Consider the following 16,609-nt stretch of genomic DNA (forward strand, 5'->3'; position numbering starts at 1 on the left):
CCCCGCTTGAGCGGGGCTTTCATCATCAATCCGGCAGTTTTCTTACCGCGCCATAGGCGGCGCTGGTTGCCATTGCAGCATAGGCTTTCAGCGCGGTCGAAACCTTGCGCTTGCGCTCTTCAACCGGCTTCCAGCCTGCCGCATTCTGTTCGGCGCGGCGTTCGGCCAGTGTCGCATCGTCCACGGCGAGATGGATCTTGCGATTGGGAATGTCGATGTCGATGATGTCACCTTCACGCACCAGCCCGATCGTGCCGCCTTCGGCTGCTTCCGGCGAAACGTGGCCAATGGAGAGGCCCGAAGAGCCGCCCGAAAAGCGTCCGTCAGTGATCAATGCACAAGCCTTGCCCAACCCCTTCGACTTGAGGTAGCTGGTCGGATAGAGCATTTCCTGCATGCCGGGACCGCCGCGCGGGCCTTCATAGCGGATCAGCACGATGTCGCCCGGCTTGATCTTGCCATTCAGGATGCCCAGAACAGCCGTGTCCTGGCTCTCGAAAATACGCGCCGGACCGGAGAATGTCAGGATCGAATCATCGACGCCCGCCGTCTTCACGATGCAGCCATCCTCGGCCAGATTGCCGTAAAGCACAGCCAGACCGCCATCCTGTGAGAAGGCATGTTCCTTCGAGCGGATCACGCCCTTTTCACGGTCCATATCGACGCTGTCGAAACGGCGCTCCTGACTGAACGCCACCTGCGTCGGCACACCGCCGGGGGCAGCGCTGTAGAATTTATGCACCATTTCGCTTTTGGAACGGGCAATATCCCACTGGTCGAGCGCGTGGCCCAGCGTTTTTGAATGAACCGTTGGCCGCGAGGTGTCGAGCAGTCCTGCCTTGTCGAGCTGGCCGAGAATGCCCATGATGCCGCCTGCACGGTGCACGTCTTCCATGTGAACATTGGCAACCGCAGGCGCGACCTTGCACAGCACCGGCACGCGGCGCGAAAGGTGATCAATGTCGGCCATGGTGAAATCGACTTCCGCTTCCTGTGCAGCGGCAAGAAGATGCAGAACCGTATTGGTCGAACCGCCCATGGCGATGTCGAGCGTCATGGCGTTCTCGAAAGTCTCGAAAGTGACGATGGAACGCGGCAGCACATTTGGATCGTCCTGCTCGTAATAGCGACGGGCCAGATCGACGATCAGATGGCCAGCCTCAACGAACAGGCGCTTGCGGTCGGCATGGGTTGCGAGCGTCGAGCCATTGCCCGGAAGCGACAGGCCAAGCGCTTCGGTGAGGCAGTTCATCGAGTTGGCGGTGAACATGCCCGAGCACGAGCCGCAGGTCGGGCAGGCGGAGCGTTCGATGGCCTTGACCTGCTCGTCGCTATAGTGGTCGTCGGCAGCGGCGACCATCGCATCCACCAGATCAAGCTTCTTGACCTGATCGTCCCAGACGACCTTGCCTGCTTCCATCGGTCCGCCGGAAACGAAGACGACCGGAATATTGAGGCGCAGAGCCGCCATCAGCATGCCGGGGGTGATCTTGTCGCAATTGGAAATGCACACCATCGCATCGGCGCAATGGGCATTGACCATATATTCGACCGAGTCGGCGATCAGTTCACGCGAGGGCAGCGAATAGAGCATGCCGTCATGGCCCATGGCGATGCCGTCATCGACCGCGATCGTGTTGAATTCCTTGGCGACGCCGCCCGCGCTTTCGATTTCGCGCGCGACAAGCTGGCCCAGATCCTTGAGATGCACATGGCCCGGCACGAACTGGGTGAACGAGTTCACCACCGCGATAATCGGCTTGCCGAAATCCTCATCCTTCATGCCGGTGGCGCGCCATAGGCCGCGCGCGCCAGCCATATTACGACCGTGGGTGGTTGTTCGCGAACGATAAGGAGGCATTTTCAAACCTTTTAGGAACTATTCCGAAGCGCTTTTCGATCCGGTTGAATCGGACTGCGCTCCCATTGTTTATTTTAACATCAATCTGGCCCGAAATAAGTTGCACTCTTTTCGGGCTGCGCTTTCAGCCGGTATGACAGAACCACCACAGCCGGGCAAAGCGCAAATTGCCCCATATCGTTTAAAAAGGAGCAGTCTTGCAGGATGATAGCCAGCGGAAAGTTCCGGCATGCGACAGCGCGCGCAGACCCAGACCGGGTTAAACTAGCACAATCTTGACATAATGCAAAAGATTTCAGCTTTAAAACGTAAGGAAATTTCTTAGTGGGAGATATTTGACGTCAGCGCCGTCGCCAGGGTGCGGGTGAGCACATAGGGCGGAATGGGTTTTTGGAAAACCGGCATTTCCGGATAACGGGCTGCTATACGCGCGGGCAATCCGCCGCCGGTATGAATGACGACAAATATATTGCGGCTTTTCAGGCGATCCAGGATCGGCTCCAGATCGCCATCGGCCAGATTGACGTCGAGAATCGCAGCGTCGATTTCCTGCTTATTGATAAGGTCAATCGCCTGCCTGACGGTGCCGACCGGCCCCACCACGGTTCCATTGGCATCTTCCACCGTAGCGGCTACATCCAGAGCGACGAAGATTTCGTCCTCCACGACCAGTATCCGCCTGAGTTCAAGATCGTCCATTTTCGTTCCTGACTTCGCTCCAATGCCAATTGAGACTCACGATGAGCCATCACACTAGGAATGCGCAGGGCAGCAAGAAGTTCCCGGACGCCAATGATAAATCACTTATGGTAAATCAAACCTTTACAGGCGGAATCAATCAGAAGGCGGTGAAGGTCAGGGTCGTGAGCGAACGTACGATATTGGGAATATCCAGCACGTTTTCGTTGATGAATTTTCCGATGTCCTGACCTTCAGCGATGTAGATCTTCATCAGCAGATCATATTCCCCGCTGGTGGAATAAAGCTCCGACATGATTTCGCGCTGAAACAGGGCGTCAGCCACCTCATAGGTCTTGCCGGGGGCGCATTGGAGTTGCAGAAAAACGGGCTTCATATCTCTTCCTTTCGCGGCGGCTGCGAAAACAGCCTGCCATGGACGGCCTATGGATCGTGTCAGCAGGTTCAAGCATGGGCATACGGTGAAAATCAAGAGTGTGAGGAAAATCAACGGTGCCAATTATAGAGATAAATTTCCTGTGATGGTCGACAAGCCGACGAAAACAATATGTAAAAGATTCCATTCCTTAAAAATCGTACCAAACGAGATGCCTGAAGCCCATGAAATTTCTGTCTGTTTCGATCCCTTCCCCCCTGGCTGCATGCTTCCTGCTGCTGGGCGCATTTTCTATTCTTTTTGCCGCAGCCGGCGCTTCAATGGCCATGACGGCACTGGAAAAGGCACAGCTTGAAAAGCTCGATCCGGCAACGCGGCTGGAACAGCGCTGCGATGTCGAAGCAATGGAGCGGATCAGCTTTGAGCAGAAAAAGTTCTCGGTCGACAAGGTTCTCGCCTATGCTTTTTCCGATCCGGTGGCTGGAAAAAACAGCATCCGTGCCGATGGGGCGGCTTTTCGGAGCAATGAGCACTGGTACAAGCTCGCCTTCGTCTGCAAGACGGACGATGAGCACATCAATATATATTCATTCCACTATAAAATAGGCAATGAAGTGCCCCAAAGCGAATGGGGCCAGCATTATCTGGTTCCATAACCGGCTCTCCGGCATGGAGCCAAAATGGGGCCAGCATCAAGAAAGAGCGCACGATCAAGAAAATGAACTCGAACTGATATTTTTTCAAAGAATATTGAAACGAAATTGGCGGTGCTTCGTTATTATAACGCTGGTCGACAGACTGGCAGAGGCCCGGAACTAATTTGCCCCCGCAACCCCATTCTGGGCCTCACCTTTTGCGATTTGACCGATTTTATCGTGCTTCACAGCCTGCAATCGCACCCGGCCCGACAGTTTCCATTTTCGCTTTGTAAATAATTATTTTTCGCGCCCGCATGCTCGATGCGCGGCAACAGGAAATTTATTCTCCTGCTGCTCTACATTACCGTGCAGAAATTTCGTACCGTTTTTAAATTATGGTAATGTGGGGCCATCTTTACGAGCAAAACCTCTGCTACTGTTCGCCCTTGTGAAACGTGGAGAGACGGTCATGAAGTTATCGAGACGCTCAATGATACTGGCGGCATTTCTGGCAGTGCCGTCCATGATGGGAACCATCGCGGTGAGCCATGCGGATCAGACACTTCTCAATGTCTCCTATGATCCGACACGCGAACTCTACAAGGATTATAATGCCGCTTTCGCAAGGCACTGGAAGGATCAGACCGGCGAGACGGTAACGATACGCATGTCGCATGGCGGATCGGGCAAGCAGGCACGCTCGGTTATTGATGGCATCAAGGCCGATGTCGTCACACTGGCGCTGGAAAGCGATATTGACGCGATCGCCGAGCTTTCGGGCAAGATCGACAAGGACTGGCGCCAGCGTCTTCCCAACAATTCGTCGCCCTATACTTCAACAATTGTCTTTCTGGTGCGAAAGGGCAATCCGAAGGGCATCGCGGACTGGGGCGATCTCGTCAACGAAGGGGTCGAGGTCATCACGCCCAATCCCAAGACTTCCGGCGGCGCGCGCTGGAACTATCTGGCCGCATGGGCATGGGCGAACAAGGAATATGGCGGCGATGAACAGAAGATCAGGGATTATATAGCCGAATTGTTCCGCCATGTGCCGGTGCTCGATACGGGTGCGCGCGGTTCGACGACGAGTTTCGTGCAACGCCAGCTTGGCGATGTATTGCTCGCATGGGAAAATGAGGCCTATCTTTCGATTGCGGAATTCGGGGAAGACGCCTTCGACATCGTCGTGCCGCCGCAATCCATTCTCGCGGAACCGCCCGTTGCGCTGGTCGACAGGAATGCCGACGAAAACGGTACGCGCAAGGTCGCGCAGGCCTATCTGGAATATCTCTATTCGCCGGAAGGACAGGCGCTGGCGTCCAAGCATTTCTATCGACCATCCAGGCCGGATGAGGTTCCCGCCGATCAGAAGCGCGATTTCCCTGAACTCTCGCTGGTGACGATTGACGATCCGATCTTCGGCGGCTGGGCGAAGGCACAGCCTTATCATTTCGGAGACGGAGGAACGTTCGACCAGATTTACAAACCCGGCAGATAGGCCCAGCAGACAAGTCCAGCAGACAGGCCCGGCCAACAGATCAATAAAAGGGAACAATATCGATGTCCTCGCTCCCTGCACGGATCAGAGCAGGGTGGCATTTCAGAAAACCGAGCGTCATTCCGGGTTTCGGACTGACGCTCGGTTTCAGTGTCGCCTATCTTACGCTTCTCATCCTCATCCCACTCTCAATGCTGCTTCTGCGCTCGACGGATATCGGCCTTGCCGGCTTCTGGCGGCTTGTCACCGACGAGCGGACATTGCGGGCGCTGGAAACCAGCTTCGGCACCGCCTTCGTGGCGGCATTGGTCAATGTCGTGTTCGGCACCATTCTGGCATGGGTGCTGGTGCGCTATCGCTTTCCCGGACGGCGCTTCATCGACGCAATCGTCGATATTCCCTTCGCCCTGCCCACGGCAGTCGCCGGTATCGCGCTTGCCTCGCTTTATGCGCCCAATGGCTGGATCGGCAGCCTGCTTGCACCATTCGATATTCGCATTGCCTTTTCGCGCGCAGGCATCGTCGTGGCACTCATCTTTATCGGCCTGCCTTTTGTGGTGCGCACCGTGCAGCCCATCATCGAGGAAATCAGCCATGAGGTGGAAGAAGCCGCAGCGACGCTTGGCGCATCGCGGTTCCAGACCATCTGGCGCGTGCTTCTGCCGGGGCTTCAGCCTGCAATCCTGACCGGCTTCGCGCTGGCCTTCGCGCGGGGGATCGGCGAATACGGCTCCGTCATCTTCATCGCAGGCAATACGCCCTATGTATCGGAAATCGCCCCGCTGCTGATCGTCATCAAGCTTGAGGAATATGATTATGCAGGCGCGACGGCGCTGGCGACGATCATGCTGGCGCTTTCCTTTGCGATGCTGCTTTTCATCAACCTGTTTCAGTCCTGGTCACGACGGAGATATGCGGATGGCGAATGAACGGCTGATTTCCGATCATGATGCAATCAGCGAAAACCCGCTGACGCGCATAGTGCTGGTTGCGATCTCACTGGTCTTTCTGGGGCTTTTCCTCGTGCTGCCGGTGGTCGCGGTCTTTGTCGAGGCGTTCCGCAAGGGGGCTGGCGAATATCTCGCAGCACTTCTGGAGCCGGATGCATGGGCGGCAATCCGGCTGACATTGCTGGTCGCGGCTATCTCGGTGCCCGTCAATCTGGTGTTCGGCGTGGCGGCAGCCTGGGCCATCGCCAAATTCGAATTCAAGGGCAAGGCGCTGCTGACGACACTGATCGATTTGCCTTTCTCGGTGTCGCCGGTCATTTCCGGCCTTGTCTTCGTGCTGCTTTTTTCAAGCCATAGCCTGCTTGGTCCGTGGCTGTCGCGCCATGGCATCGAGATCCTTTTCGCGGTTCCCGGCATCGTGCTGGCAACCTTGTTCGTGACTTTTCCGTTTGTGGCGCGCGAGTTGATCCCGCTCATGCAGGAACAGGGAACCGGCGACGAGGAAGCGGCGATCTCGCTGGGCGCCACGGGCTGGCAGACCTTCCGCTATGTCACGCTGCCCAATATCAAATGGGGGCTGCTCTACGGCGTCCTGCTTTGCAACGCGCGCGCCATGGGTGAGTTCGGCGCCGTTTCGGTCGTGTCAGGCCATATTCGCGGCCTCACCAATACGATGCCGCTGCATGTCGAAATTCTCTATAATGAATATAATTTTGTCGCTGCATTCGCGGTCGCTTCGCTACTGGCCTTTCTGGCCCTGGTGACGCTGGCGCTCAAGGCCTGGCTTGAACGGCGCTTTGGCGGGGAACTGGCCGACAATACAGGCATTTGACAGGAAGGATTGGGAATGGAAGTTCGAGTCGCCGACGTGCGCAAGGAGTTTGCTCGCTTTCCGGCGTTGCATAACGTATCGCTGGATATACGCTCAAGCGAGTTGATTGCGCTGCTTGGTCCATCGGGATCAGGCAAGACGACATTGCTGCGCCTTATAGCGGGGCTGGAAAAGCCCACGGAAGGCGCCATTTATTTTGGCGAGGAAGACGCGTCGCAAAAAAGCGTGCAGGAGCGCAATGTCGGTTTCGTGTTCCAGCATTATGCGCTTTTTCGCCATATGACGGTTGCCGAGAATATCGGTTTCGGGCTGAAGGTGCGTCCGGGCAAATTGCGTCCGGCTGCCGCTGAAATCCGCGCCCGCGCGCTGGAACTGCTGGAACTGGTGCAATTGAAGGGGCTGGAAAACCGCTATCCATCGCAGCTTTCGGGAGGGCAGCGCCAGCGTGTCGCGCTTGCCCGCGCCATGGCGATCGAACCCAAAGTCCTGCTGCTGGACGAGCCTTTCGGCGCGCTGGATGCGCAGGTGCGCAAGGAGTTGCGCCGCTGGCTGCGTGAAATTCACGACAAGACCGGCCATACGACGGTTTTCGTCACCCACGATCAGGACGAGGCGCTGGAACTTGCGGATCGCGTCGTGGTCATGAGTCAGGGCCGTATCGAGCAGATCGGCACACCGGACGAGGTTTACGACAATCCGAATTCGCCCTTCGTCTATGGCTTCATCGGCGAATCGAGCACCCTGCCCGTGCGTGTGGAAAAGGGCGAAGTCTGGCTCGCCGACCGCAGCGTGGGGCTTACGGCGGAAAATGCGCCAGATGGTGAAGCGCAGCTTTACTTTCGGCCCCATGACGTCGAACTGCTGGATGGCTGCGGCGGCTGCATAGCGGGGACGGTTGTGGCCAGCCGCCGTTCGGGCGGCAAAAGGCGGGTCGAGCTGGAAGTGGGCGGCGCGCGCGACCGTATCGAGATCGAAATTCCGGCGGAGCATCCGGCCTCGGATAAAAGCCGGATCGCCTTTCGCCCGCGCTATTGGCGGCTTTTCAACGCAACAGAATAGATCAGGCTGCCCCGGACAGGGGCGCCTTGTCGGGATGATCGCTTATACCGCCATTGAGCGGCAGTTGCATCAGTATGGTGTCGAGCCAGCGGCCATGCTTGTAGCCGGAACCCTGAATATTTCCGCAATGGATGAAGCCAAGGCTTTCATGCAGCCTGACGGAACCGATATTGCCCGCGCCATCGCCGATGACGGCGAGAAACTGCCGGAACCCAAGCGCCGTCACCCGCGAAATCAGTTCGCGCAGCAGGCTCTTGCCGATGCCCTTGCCTTTCGCTTCCGGCGCGACATAGACGGAATCTTCCGCAAGCCAGTTATAGGCCGGACGGGTGCGAAAATGGCTCGCATAGGCATAGCCCAGCACCTTGCCATCTTCCTCGGCGATCAGGATCGGAAAACCCTGCTGCGCGAGATCGTCAAAGCGGCGCTTCATTTCTTCAAGCGTGGGCGGTTCGATCTCATAGGAGCCAGCGCCGTTCAGCACAGCCTCGGCATAAATCTCGGTAATGGCATCGACGTCGGCAGGATGGAAATCGCGAATGAGGGGCATTTGGGGAACCAATGATGCTGTTGAAGGAAAACAACGCAGCATGCATCAGCGGGCGTGTATTTAAAAGCAAAAAGGGCAGCGTTTCCGCTGCCCTTTTTCAATCCACATTCGTGCCGTTTATTCGCGGTTACCCATGAACTGAAGCAGGAACATGAACATGTTGATGAAGTCGAGGTAGAGACGCAGCGCGCCCATCACGACCTTGCGGCCCTGCGTATCCGAAGCATCGCCTTCGTAATACATTTCCTTGATCGACTGTGTGTCATAGGCGGTGAGACCTGCGAAGATCAGAACGCCGATGACCGAAATTGCGAATTGCAGCGCAGTCGAGCCGAGGAAGATGTTGACGACCGAGGCAATGATGAGGCCGAACAGGCCCATCATCAGGAACGAACCCATTGCCGAGAGGTCGCGCTTGGTCGTGTAGCCGTAAAGCGACAGCGCGCCAAAGGAGGCGGCCGTCACGAAGAAGGTGCGCACCACACTCTGCCCCGTGAAGACGAGGAAGATCGACGAGAGCGACAGGCCGACAAGTGCTGCATAGCCCCAGAAGACCGCATTGGCGGTGGCGACCGAAAGACGTTCGATACGGAAGCTGAGGAAGAATACTGCCGCCAGCGGCGCGAGCATCACGACCCAGCGCAGCGGAGACGTGTAAAGAGCCGCGCCAAGCGCGGTAATCATCTTGCCGTTAGGAAGCTGGGCAACGGCAGCGGAAGGGTCCGTCGTCGTTGCAAGGGCGGCAATGGCGAAGGCGGCAAGACCGGTAACGGCCAAGCCGATAGCCATCATATTGTAGACGCCCAGCATATAGCTGCGCAGACCCTGATCGATGTCGGCGCCAACACGGGCACCGCCTACGGGCCTCTGCGCCTGAATGTTGCGATAGTCAGCCATGACTTAAAATCCTCTTGCGTTGTCCCGTCCGGTGTCGGGGCGCTTTTATCTGTTCCCTGCGCTTCATCCGGAAATGTTGCAATTTCCGCAACGCGCTTCAAGCCGCCACCAGGCGCCGCTGGCGAGACCCCAGCATGCCTGCGGATATTATGGGGGTTTCCGCCCATTCGTACAAGTGCCACCTGTAAAAAATCGTGATCAAACGGAGCGAATATGCAAAGATTTTCCCAATGCTAACCAAAGGGTTAAGCCTTTTGCTTCTTCATCATTACAAATGTTTCATACAGTGCGCAGCACGGCAGCGGGTTTTTGCCCTAGGATACGCCACGTCCCGGCCAGACCGAAACCGACGGTGAGCACCAGCGCGACCGCGACCGTCATCAGCGCCACATCGGGCAGGAACTGCGCCTTGAGCTTCATGATTTCCACCACGACATACCAGCCCGCGACACCACCGGCGACCAATGCGAAGACTGCCGTGGCAAGGCCCAGCAGCATATATTCGGCCACATAGGCGGCGATCAGCGTGCGGCGCGTCGCGCCAAGCGTCTTGAGCACCACCGCATCATGAACGCGAGCCCGGTTGCCCGCAGCCAGCGCGCCGCCAAGCACCAGAACGGAAGCGGCAAGCGCAATCGCCGCCGCCGCACGAATGGCGGTGGCGAGCTGGCCGATAAGGTCATTTGCGACATCGAGTGCATCGGTCACGCTGACCGTGGTGACGGCGGGCCATGTTTTCGTGACCTGCCGCAACACATCGGGCGCGAGGTTCTTTTCATCGTCGGGAATGGTCAGCGTCGCAAGCCATGTGGCGGGCGCCCCGGCAAAGGTGTTGGGCGAAAAGACCATGACGAAATTCATCGCCAGCGTTTCCCATTGCACTTGCCGGAAGCTCGCAATCCTGGCGGTAATGTTGCGTCCAAGCACGTTTACCGTGACCAGATCGCCAAGTTTCAACCCCAGTTCCTTACCCTCACGCTCGGAAAAGGAAACCAGCGGTTCGCCGTCATAATCGGCGGGCCACCATTGGCCTTCGCTCAAGGTCGAATTTTCCGGCACATCCTGCGCATAGGTGATGCCGCGATCGCCACGCAGCACCCATGCCGCTTCCGGCGGAATGGTCATTTCGCGCACATTCTGGTCATTAAAGGCCACGATCCGTCCGCGCAGCATGGGGCCGGAAGTGAGCTTGCCATCCGGCACGATGCCGCTCACCAATTGAGTGAAATCAGCAATATCCCCGTTCTGAATATCGACGAAGAAGAAATCCGGTGCCTGTGCGGGGATATTCTGCGTCACCTGACGGCGCAGATTGCCGTCGATGAGCGCAATCGCCACCATCAGCGTCAGGCCAAGCCCGAGCGAAAGCACCACCGAAGGCGTCAATGCGCCGGGACGATATATATTGCCGATGGCAAGCCTTAATGCCGTCGAGCGCACGCGCGGCGCACGGCGGGCAAGCCAGCCTATGCCATCGGCAACCAAGCGCAACACGCCGAAAGCGGCAATGGCCGAGACGATGAAGATCGCGGCGATACGTCGGTCATAGGCGACATAGAGCGCCAGCCCCGCAAGTGCTGCAATCAGCAGAATGGCAAGGGCGAGATAGAGAAGCGGCGGCAGGCCGCGCTGCTCAAAACCCTGTTCCCGGAAAAGGGCGGTTGCCGGGATATTGCGTGCGCGGCCAAGCGGGATAATCGCAAATGCAAGCGTCGTGATGAGGCCAAAAACCGCCGCCAGCGCCAGCGCATCAGGGAAGAAGCCGCCGCCATCGGCCACCGGCAGATAATCGGCGAGTGCGGCTGCGGCGGCATAGGGCATGGCTGCTGCCAGAACGAGGCCGATGGCGATGCCGATGGTGCCGATCACCATGATCTGCGTGAGATACACCAGCACCGCAAAGCGCGCCGGTGCACCAAGCGACTTGAACGTCGCGATCACGCCACGCTTGCCGTCGAGATAGGCGCGCACCGCATTGGCAACGCCGACGCCGCCGACGATCAATGCCGTCAATCCCACCAATGTCAAAAACTGCGAAAAGCGCTCGATATTGGCGCTCAAAGCCGGTGCGGCATTGGCGCGCGTGCGGATATTCCATCCCGCATCGGGGAACTCTTCTGTCGCCTGCCGCCGCACCGACGCAATGGCTGAATCCGATGAGCCATCAGGCAGCGCGACCTTATAGATATGATCGACAAGGCTTCCCGGCTGGATCAGCCCCGAGGCGCGCAAGCCGTCAAGCGAAACCAGAAAACGCGGCGCGAAATTGAATCCCGACGACAGCAGGTCCGGCTCGCTCCGGATCAATGCGCGCAACTCGAATGTGCCGGAACCGAGCAATATTTTCGCGCCGAGCGAAAGCCCCATGCGATTAAGAAAATCCTGCGACACGGCGGCACCATAGATGCCGTCCTTTTCGCCGGTCATATCGCCAAGCGTCTGCTGCGGCTCGACCTTCAATTCGCCATAGAGCGGATAGGCCGCATCGACCGCCTTCACCTCGACCAGCGACTGATCGGAGCCATCCGGCAGGCGCGCCATGGAGCGCATGGTGGCGCTTTGCGCCATGCGACCAAGACCTTCGATGAAGGTGCGCTCGTCGCCGGACGCTTCACGCTGGTTGAGTGCGAAACTGACATCGCCGCCCAGAATGCTCTGGCCTTGCGAGGTGATACCGGTGCTGACCGAGTTTGCAACCGAATTGACGCCGCCGATAGCGGCCACGCCAAGCGCGATACAGGCAAGGAAAATATAGAAGCCCGAAAGCCCGCCGCGCATTTCACGCAGCGCAAAGCGAAGAGCGAGCAGGAAGGAACGCACAGGATTCATGCGCCTGCCGCCAATGTTCGAAGTGCGGCGCCTGTTTGAGCGGGTTCTTCGATACGGCCCGAACGCACCGGAATTTCGCGGTCGCAGCGCGCCGCAAGCGATGGATCATGGGTGACGAGCACCATGGTCAGGCCGTTTTCGCGCTGCTTGGCAAAGAGAAGATCAGCAATCTGACGGCCCGTTACGGTGTCGAGATTGCCGGTCGGCTCATCGGCGATCAGGATTTTGGGCGAAGGGGCCAGCGCGCGCGCAATCGCCACGCGCTGCTGTTCGCCGCCAGAAAGCTCGGACGGATAATGGGTCAGGCGTTCGCCAAGGCCGACCGCGCGCAATTCGCGTTCCGCCACATCGAATGCATCTTTGCGCCCGGCCAGTTCCAGCGGCACGGCAACATTTTCAAGTGCCGTCATATTGGGAATGAGGTGGAAGGACTGGAACACGATGCCGATATTGGCGCCGCGAAAGGCTGCGGCCTGATCCTCGCTCATCGCGCTGATCGTCTCGCCCGCGATCTTCACAATGCCGTTATCGACATGTTCAAGACCGGCCAGAACCATCAGCAGCGTGGACTTGCCCGAACCGGACGGGCCGACGATACCGACCGACTGGCCCTGCGCGATATGGAGCGAAACCTGCTTGAGAACATGCACCGAAGAGGCTGCGTGCCCCAGCGTCAGATCGACATTTTCAAGAGCTATAATCGGGGCGTCCACCTGTTCCGTCACGCGTTTTTCTTCCTATATGAATATTTAGAGCCGAAGCACGCCACAAATTTGGACTTGTTTTGCGCCGATTATTGCAGAGAAGTCCATTGAGCGGTTTGCCCGCAATTTCTCAAATATGGGTTATCGAAGATGCGTTTCAAACTCTCAATTCCCAAACCGACCTGCCTGCGCCTGTTTATCATGTGCTTATGTGCGTTTTTTGTTGCGGCCATGGGTGCGCGGGCGGAAGATCCGACGGGGCTTGAAGACGCGCTGCCCACCGAACAGCTTTCGCAGGTAAAGATCGTCGGCTTTGGAGACAGCCTCATGGCGGGCTATCTTCTGCCTGCCAATGCGGCCTTTCCGCAACAGCTTGAACAGCGCCTGAACGACAAGGGCCATGAGGTCATGATCGAGAATGCGGGCGTGTCCGGCGACACCACCACGGGCGGGCTTTCGCGCATCGACTGGTCGATCCCCGACGGCACCGATCTGGTGATTTTGGAACTGGGTGCCAATGACGCGCTGCGCGGCATTTCGCCCGACATCACCGAAAAGAACCTCGACGCCATGCTGGCGCGCCTGAAAGAACGCGGCATTTCAGTCATTCTTGCCGGAATGCTGGCTCCGCCCAATATGGGGCAGGACTATGCCGACAGGTTCAATCCGATCTATCCCCGGCTTGCGCAGAAATATGATGTGCCGCTCTATCCGTTTTTCCTTGAAGGCGTCGCCACGCATAAGGAGCTTTTGCTGGAGGACGGGATGCATCCCAACGAAAACGGGGTCGAAATCATGGTGACGAATTTCATGCCCATGATCGAGGAAACGCTCAAAAGCATGGAAAAGGCGGGGACATCGGGAGGCTGAAACCGGCTGGCGACATTATCGGCTTGCCCCCGGCACCAATCGGTGATTCGCTAGGAAGCGTTAAACGATTCGAGGAGGATGCTCATGCCGCGTCTTTTCACTGCCCTCGAAATCCCGCGTGACGCCGCGCTTTCGCTCTCGCTGTTACGAGGCGGCCTTCCCGGCGCACGCTGGATTGATGTTGAAAACTATCATTTAACCCTGCGTTTTATAGGAGATGTGGAAGGCCATATCGCCGACGAGATCGCCCATGCGCTTGATCGCATAAGGCGGCCCGAATTCATGCTCAACCTGTCAGGCGTCGACGCTTTCGGCTCTAAAAAGCCGCATAGCATTTATGCAGGCGTCTCGCCTTCGCCCGATCTCAACGCATTGCAGGCGGAAATCGAGCGCATCTGCCAGCGTCTCAGCCTTCCTGCCGATCCGCGCAAATTCACGCCTCATGTGACTTTGGCCCGGCTCAAAAGCAATGTGCGCATCGAAGATGTCGCGCGCTATCTCTCATCGCGCGGCAATTTTGCGACGCTTCCCTTCAAGGTGGGGCGCTTCGTGCTGATGTCGTCGCGCGATTCGGTGGGCGGCGGCCCCTATATCGTCGAGGAAGCGTGGCCGCTCGTTTCATCGACACGCCAGAACCGGTCGGCAAGCGCTTTTGAAGAAGCCAGAATCATCCGGTAGACCTCTTCAAAATCCCCGATCTCTCCATAGTAAGGATCGGGGATTTCAACCGGCTCGCCTGTGGCGATTTCGGTAAATAATCCGATGCCGCTGGTGAAGCCCTCCGGCCTGCGCTGGCCGATCATGCGCATATTATAGCGATCCATGCCCAAAATGAGATCGAAGCGGGTGAAGTCTTGTGCCGTCAGCTGACGACAGCGCTGCCGGGAAATATCGAGGCCGTGATGTGAGGCCACACGGATGGAACGCGCGTCCGGCGTCTCGCCGGTATGATAGCCGTTGGTGCCTGCCGAATCGATCAGCACATGCCCGATCTTGCGCTGTTTGAGCACATGATCCATCACGCCTTCTGCGAGCGGCGAACGGCAGATATTGCCTGCACAGACGAAAAGAATGCTGGTCGGGGCGGATAGGGTCACGGATTTCTCCCATCTGTGATAGGCTGCGGTTTGAAATTGCAACATAGGCAAAAGACCATGGCACGCAATCGTCTGACGCAGGAAGAGTTGAAGGAAGCCCTCGCCTCACTGGGAGGATGGGCCAAAACAGACGGGCGCGAAGCCATCAGCAAGAGTTTCACTTTCAAGGATTTCAACGCCGCTTTCGGCTTCATGACGCGCGCAGCGCTTTATGCGGAAAAACTCGATCATCATCCTGAATGGTTCAATGTCTATAATCGCGTGGATGTGACGCTTGCGACCCACAGCGAAAACGGGATCACCGAGCTTGACATCAAGCTCGCGCGCAAGATGGATCACCTCGCTTCCTGAGGGGAAACCTTGCGAAAGAGCGCAATCATCCCCATTTTTGTCGGGCAAGCGGTCAGGACCGCGACAGGAGTTTGAGCCAATATGGATAGCGTCAAGATCGATGAAATCCTCGAACCCGGCACTGAAAGCGAGTTTCGCAAGCGCCGCGAACGGGTGAAGCATGGATTCTGGAAAGCGGTGGGGCGCGCCGGACGCAGCGTCCCCTTCATGGACGAAATCGTCGCCGCATATTTTTGCGCGCTGGACCAGCACACGCCGACACGGGTGCGCATGACCCTGATGGCGGCGCTTGCCTATTTCGTGATGCCTTTCGATGTCGTTCCCGATCTGCTGGCGGGCATCGGCTTTACCGACGATATTGCCGTTCTGATGGCGGCGATGACGGCATTGCGCACGCATATCACGCCTGCTCATCGCGTTGCAGCGCAACAGGCGCTCAAGGATATGACGGAGGGATAATTCATCCGGCGGTGGATTTCCCAAATGTTTCCCAAAGATTTCATTGCCTTGCCGGATAAAGACAAACTCTCGCCGCTTTCTTTTCATTCAACTTGGTCACAGGATTGCGGGAGCACGCCTTGCAAATTCAAGTTTCTTCCAAAACTTCACCGTTTGGTAACCCAGATTAAGGCATTTTAATCGGCGACTGAACGGGACGGCGTGTGAACGGCGATCATCCCGATGAACGCATTTCCAGCAAAAGTGGAAACCGGTTTTGCATCCGGGAATGCATAGGATAGAAAGCAGGGCGCAGGGCATGCCGGCAGGACCGGTAGCCATGGCGTGAAGTTTGAAGCAAACGAAAGAGAACCGGTAAAAAACAATGCTTGGAAAATCGATCGTCGCGGCTTCGGTGTTCATTATTTCGATGGCGGGCTCGGCACTCGCCCAGACACCGACCCAGATAAAACAGTTCGACGCATGGGGCGCCTACAGCTACCAGTCGGGCAATGGCAAGGTCTGTTACGTGCTTTCCGTTCCGACAGAAAAAGGCCCCGCCAATGTCGATCATGGCGATAATTTCTTTCTCGTGAGCCAGAAGCCGGGCCAGAATATCAGCTTCGAGCCGCAATTCATGGCTGGTTACGATCTCAATACGAGCAGCAAGGTCACCGTCACCGTCGGCAATCGCAGCTTCACCATGTTCGTGAACGGCAAGTCCGGCTGGATGGAAAATGCAGCGGAAGAGCCGCAGCTTGTCGCCGCGATGAAGGGCGGAGCGGACATGAAGGTCCAGGCACAATCCAAGCGCGGCACCAAGACCAACTATACCTATTCGCTCAAGGGTATTTCGGCAGCGCTGGCCGCGATCCAGAAATGCAATTGATGTGAACCACGCCGTGGCAGGGTTCCAGAGCCGGGCGCAAGCCCGGCTTTTGCTTTTCGGCACGGCTCTTT

Annotated in this window: 18 protein-coding genes; 10 read left to right on the forward strand and 8 right to left on the reverse strand. The window is 57.5% G+C overall.

Annotation, left to right across the window (positions count from 1 at the left end):
- Positions 1-25: 25 nt before the first annotated feature.
- From ilvD to DKP76_RS02115, 3 genes are all read right to left on the reverse strand, one after another.
- On the reverse strand, positions 26-1,861 hold the full coding sequence (gene ilvD / locus DKP76_RS02105; RefSeq protein WP_109704757.1) for a dihydroxy-acid dehydratase: 1,836 nt from the start codon (positions 1,859-1,861) through the stop codon (positions 26-28).
- A 321-nt stretch (positions 1,862-2,182) separates the two neighbouring features.
- The gene (locus DKP76_RS02110; RefSeq protein WP_109704758.1) at positions 2,183-2,560 is read right to left on the reverse strand and encodes a response regulator; all 378 of its coding nucleotides are present in this window, start codon (positions 2,558-2,560) and stop codon (positions 2,183-2,185) included.
- Positions 2,561-2,699: 139 nt separating this feature from the next.
- Positions 2,700-2,936 (reverse strand): Lrp/AsnC ligand binding domain-containing protein, encoded by a 237-nt coding sequence (locus tag DKP76_RS02115; protein ID WP_109704759.1) that lies wholly within the window; start codon positions 2,934-2,936, stop codon positions 2,700-2,702.
- A 224-nt stretch (positions 2,937-3,160) separates the two neighbouring features.
- On the opposite strand from DKP76_RS02115, the gene DKP76_RS02120 reads away from it, so the two are divergent.
- From DKP76_RS02120 to DKP76_RS02140, 5 genes are all read left to right on the forward strand, one after another.
- Entirely contained in the window at positions 3,161-3,592 is a 432-nt protein-coding gene (locus DKP76_RS02120; RefSeq protein ID WP_109704760.1) for a DUF930 domain-containing protein, read from the forward strand.
- A gap of 451 nt (positions 3,593-4,043) precedes the next feature.
- Positions 4,044-5,072, forward strand: a complete 1,029-nt coding sequence (locus DKP76_RS02125) for a sulfate ABC transporter substrate-binding protein (RefSeq protein WP_109704761.1) — start codon at positions 4,044-4,046, stop codon at positions 5,070-5,072.
- Between the two features lie 62 nt (positions 5,073-5,134).
- On the forward strand, positions 5,135-6,001 hold the full coding sequence (gene cysT, locus DKP76_RS02130; protein WP_109704762.1) for a sulfate ABC transporter permease subunit CysT: 867 nt from the start codon (positions 5,135-5,137) through the stop codon (positions 5,999-6,001).
- Positions 5,991-6,854 (forward strand): sulfate ABC transporter permease subunit CysW, encoded by an 864-nt coding sequence (cysW, locus tag DKP76_RS02135; RefSeq protein ID WP_109704763.1) that lies wholly within the window; start codon positions 5,991-5,993, stop codon positions 6,852-6,854. Before cysT ends, cysW begins: the two co-directional genes overlap by 11 nt.
- 15 nt (positions 6,855-6,869) lie before the next feature.
- Complete coding sequence (locus DKP76_RS02140) at positions 6,870-7,913, forward strand: sulfate/molybdate ABC transporter ATP-binding protein (protein ID WP_109704764.1); 1,044 nt, start codon at positions 6,870-6,872, stop codon at positions 7,911-7,913.
- A gap of 1 nt (position 7,914) precedes the next feature.
- Here the strand turns inward: DKP76_RS02140 and DKP76_RS02145 are convergent, their stop codons facing one another.
- The 4 genes from DKP76_RS02145 to DKP76_RS02160 form a co-directional block, all read right to left on the reverse strand.
- The gene (locus DKP76_RS02145; protein ID WP_109704765.1) at positions 7,915-8,463 is read right to left on the reverse strand and encodes a GNAT family N-acetyltransferase; all 549 of its coding nucleotides are present in this window, start codon (positions 8,461-8,463) and stop codon (positions 7,915-7,917) included.
- Positions 8,464-8,580: 117 nt separating this feature from the next.
- Positions 8,581-9,360, reverse strand: coding sequence for a Bax inhibitor-1/YccA family protein (locus DKP76_RS02150; RefSeq protein ID WP_109704766.1), 780 nt, complete (start codon positions 9,358-9,360; stop codon positions 8,581-8,583).
- 279 nt (positions 9,361-9,639) lie between these two features.
- Positions 9,640-12,189 (reverse strand): ABC transporter permease, encoded by a 2,550-nt coding sequence (locus tag DKP76_RS02155; protein ID WP_109704767.1) that lies wholly within the window; start codon positions 12,187-12,189, stop codon positions 9,640-9,642.
- Entirely contained in the window at positions 12,186-12,914 is a 729-nt protein-coding gene (locus tag DKP76_RS02160; RefSeq protein WP_199224728.1) for an ABC transporter ATP-binding protein, read from the reverse strand. The genes DKP76_RS02155 and DKP76_RS02160 overlap by 4 nt, the downstream gene beginning before the upstream one ends.
- Positions 12,915-13,043: 129 nt before the next feature.
- Between DKP76_RS02160 and DKP76_RS02165 the strand changes: the two genes are divergently transcribed.
- Together DKP76_RS02165 and thpR are read left to right on the forward strand one after the other, a co-directional pair.
- On the forward strand, positions 13,044-13,763 hold the full coding sequence (locus DKP76_RS02165) for an arylesterase (protein ID WP_109704768.1): 720 nt from the start codon (positions 13,044-13,046) through the stop codon (positions 13,761-13,763).
- Positions 13,764-13,847: 84 nt separating this feature from the next.
- Positions 13,848-14,441 carry an RNA 2',3'-cyclic phosphodiesterase gene (gene thpR / locus DKP76_RS02170; protein WP_109705139.1) on the forward strand — a complete coding sequence of 198 codons (594 nt, stop codon included), beginning with the start codon at positions 13,848-13,850 and terminating at the stop codon, positions 14,439-14,441.
- Here thpR and DKP76_RS02175 read toward each other — a convergent pair.
- A complete protein-coding gene (locus DKP76_RS02175) occupies positions 14,351-14,905 on the reverse strand; it encodes a low molecular weight protein-tyrosine-phosphatase (RefSeq protein WP_109704769.1) in 555 nt (184 codons plus the stop codon). The genes thpR and DKP76_RS02175 overlap by 91 nt on opposite strands.
- 12 nt (positions 14,906-14,917) lie before the next feature.
- Here DKP76_RS02175 and DKP76_RS02180 point away from each other — a divergent pair, with 12 nt between their 5' ends.
- From DKP76_RS02180 to DKP76_RS02190, 3 genes are all read left to right on the forward strand, one after another.
- Entirely contained in the window at positions 14,918-15,211 is a 294-nt protein-coding gene (locus DKP76_RS02180) for a 4a-hydroxytetrahydrobiopterin dehydratase (protein ID WP_109704770.1), read from the forward strand.
- An 81-nt stretch (positions 15,212-15,292) separates the two neighbouring features.
- Positions 15,293-15,670 (forward strand): YkvA family protein, encoded by a 378-nt coding sequence (locus DKP76_RS02185; RefSeq protein WP_109704771.1) that lies wholly within the window; start codon positions 15,293-15,295, stop codon positions 15,668-15,670.
- A 364-nt stretch (positions 15,671-16,034) separates the two neighbouring features.
- Positions 16,035-16,538 carry an invasion associated locus B family protein gene (locus DKP76_RS02190; RefSeq protein WP_109704772.1) on the forward strand — a complete coding sequence of 168 codons (504 nt, stop codon included), beginning with the start codon at positions 16,035-16,037 and terminating at the stop codon, positions 16,536-16,538.
- Positions 16,539-16,609 lie beyond the last annotated feature (71 nt).

This window comes from Falsochrobactrum shanghaiense (genome assembly GCF_003149535.1).
In the GTDB taxonomy this organism is placed as follows: domain Bacteria; phylum Pseudomonadota; class Alphaproteobacteria; order Rhizobiales; family Rhizobiaceae; genus Brucella; species Brucella shanghaiense.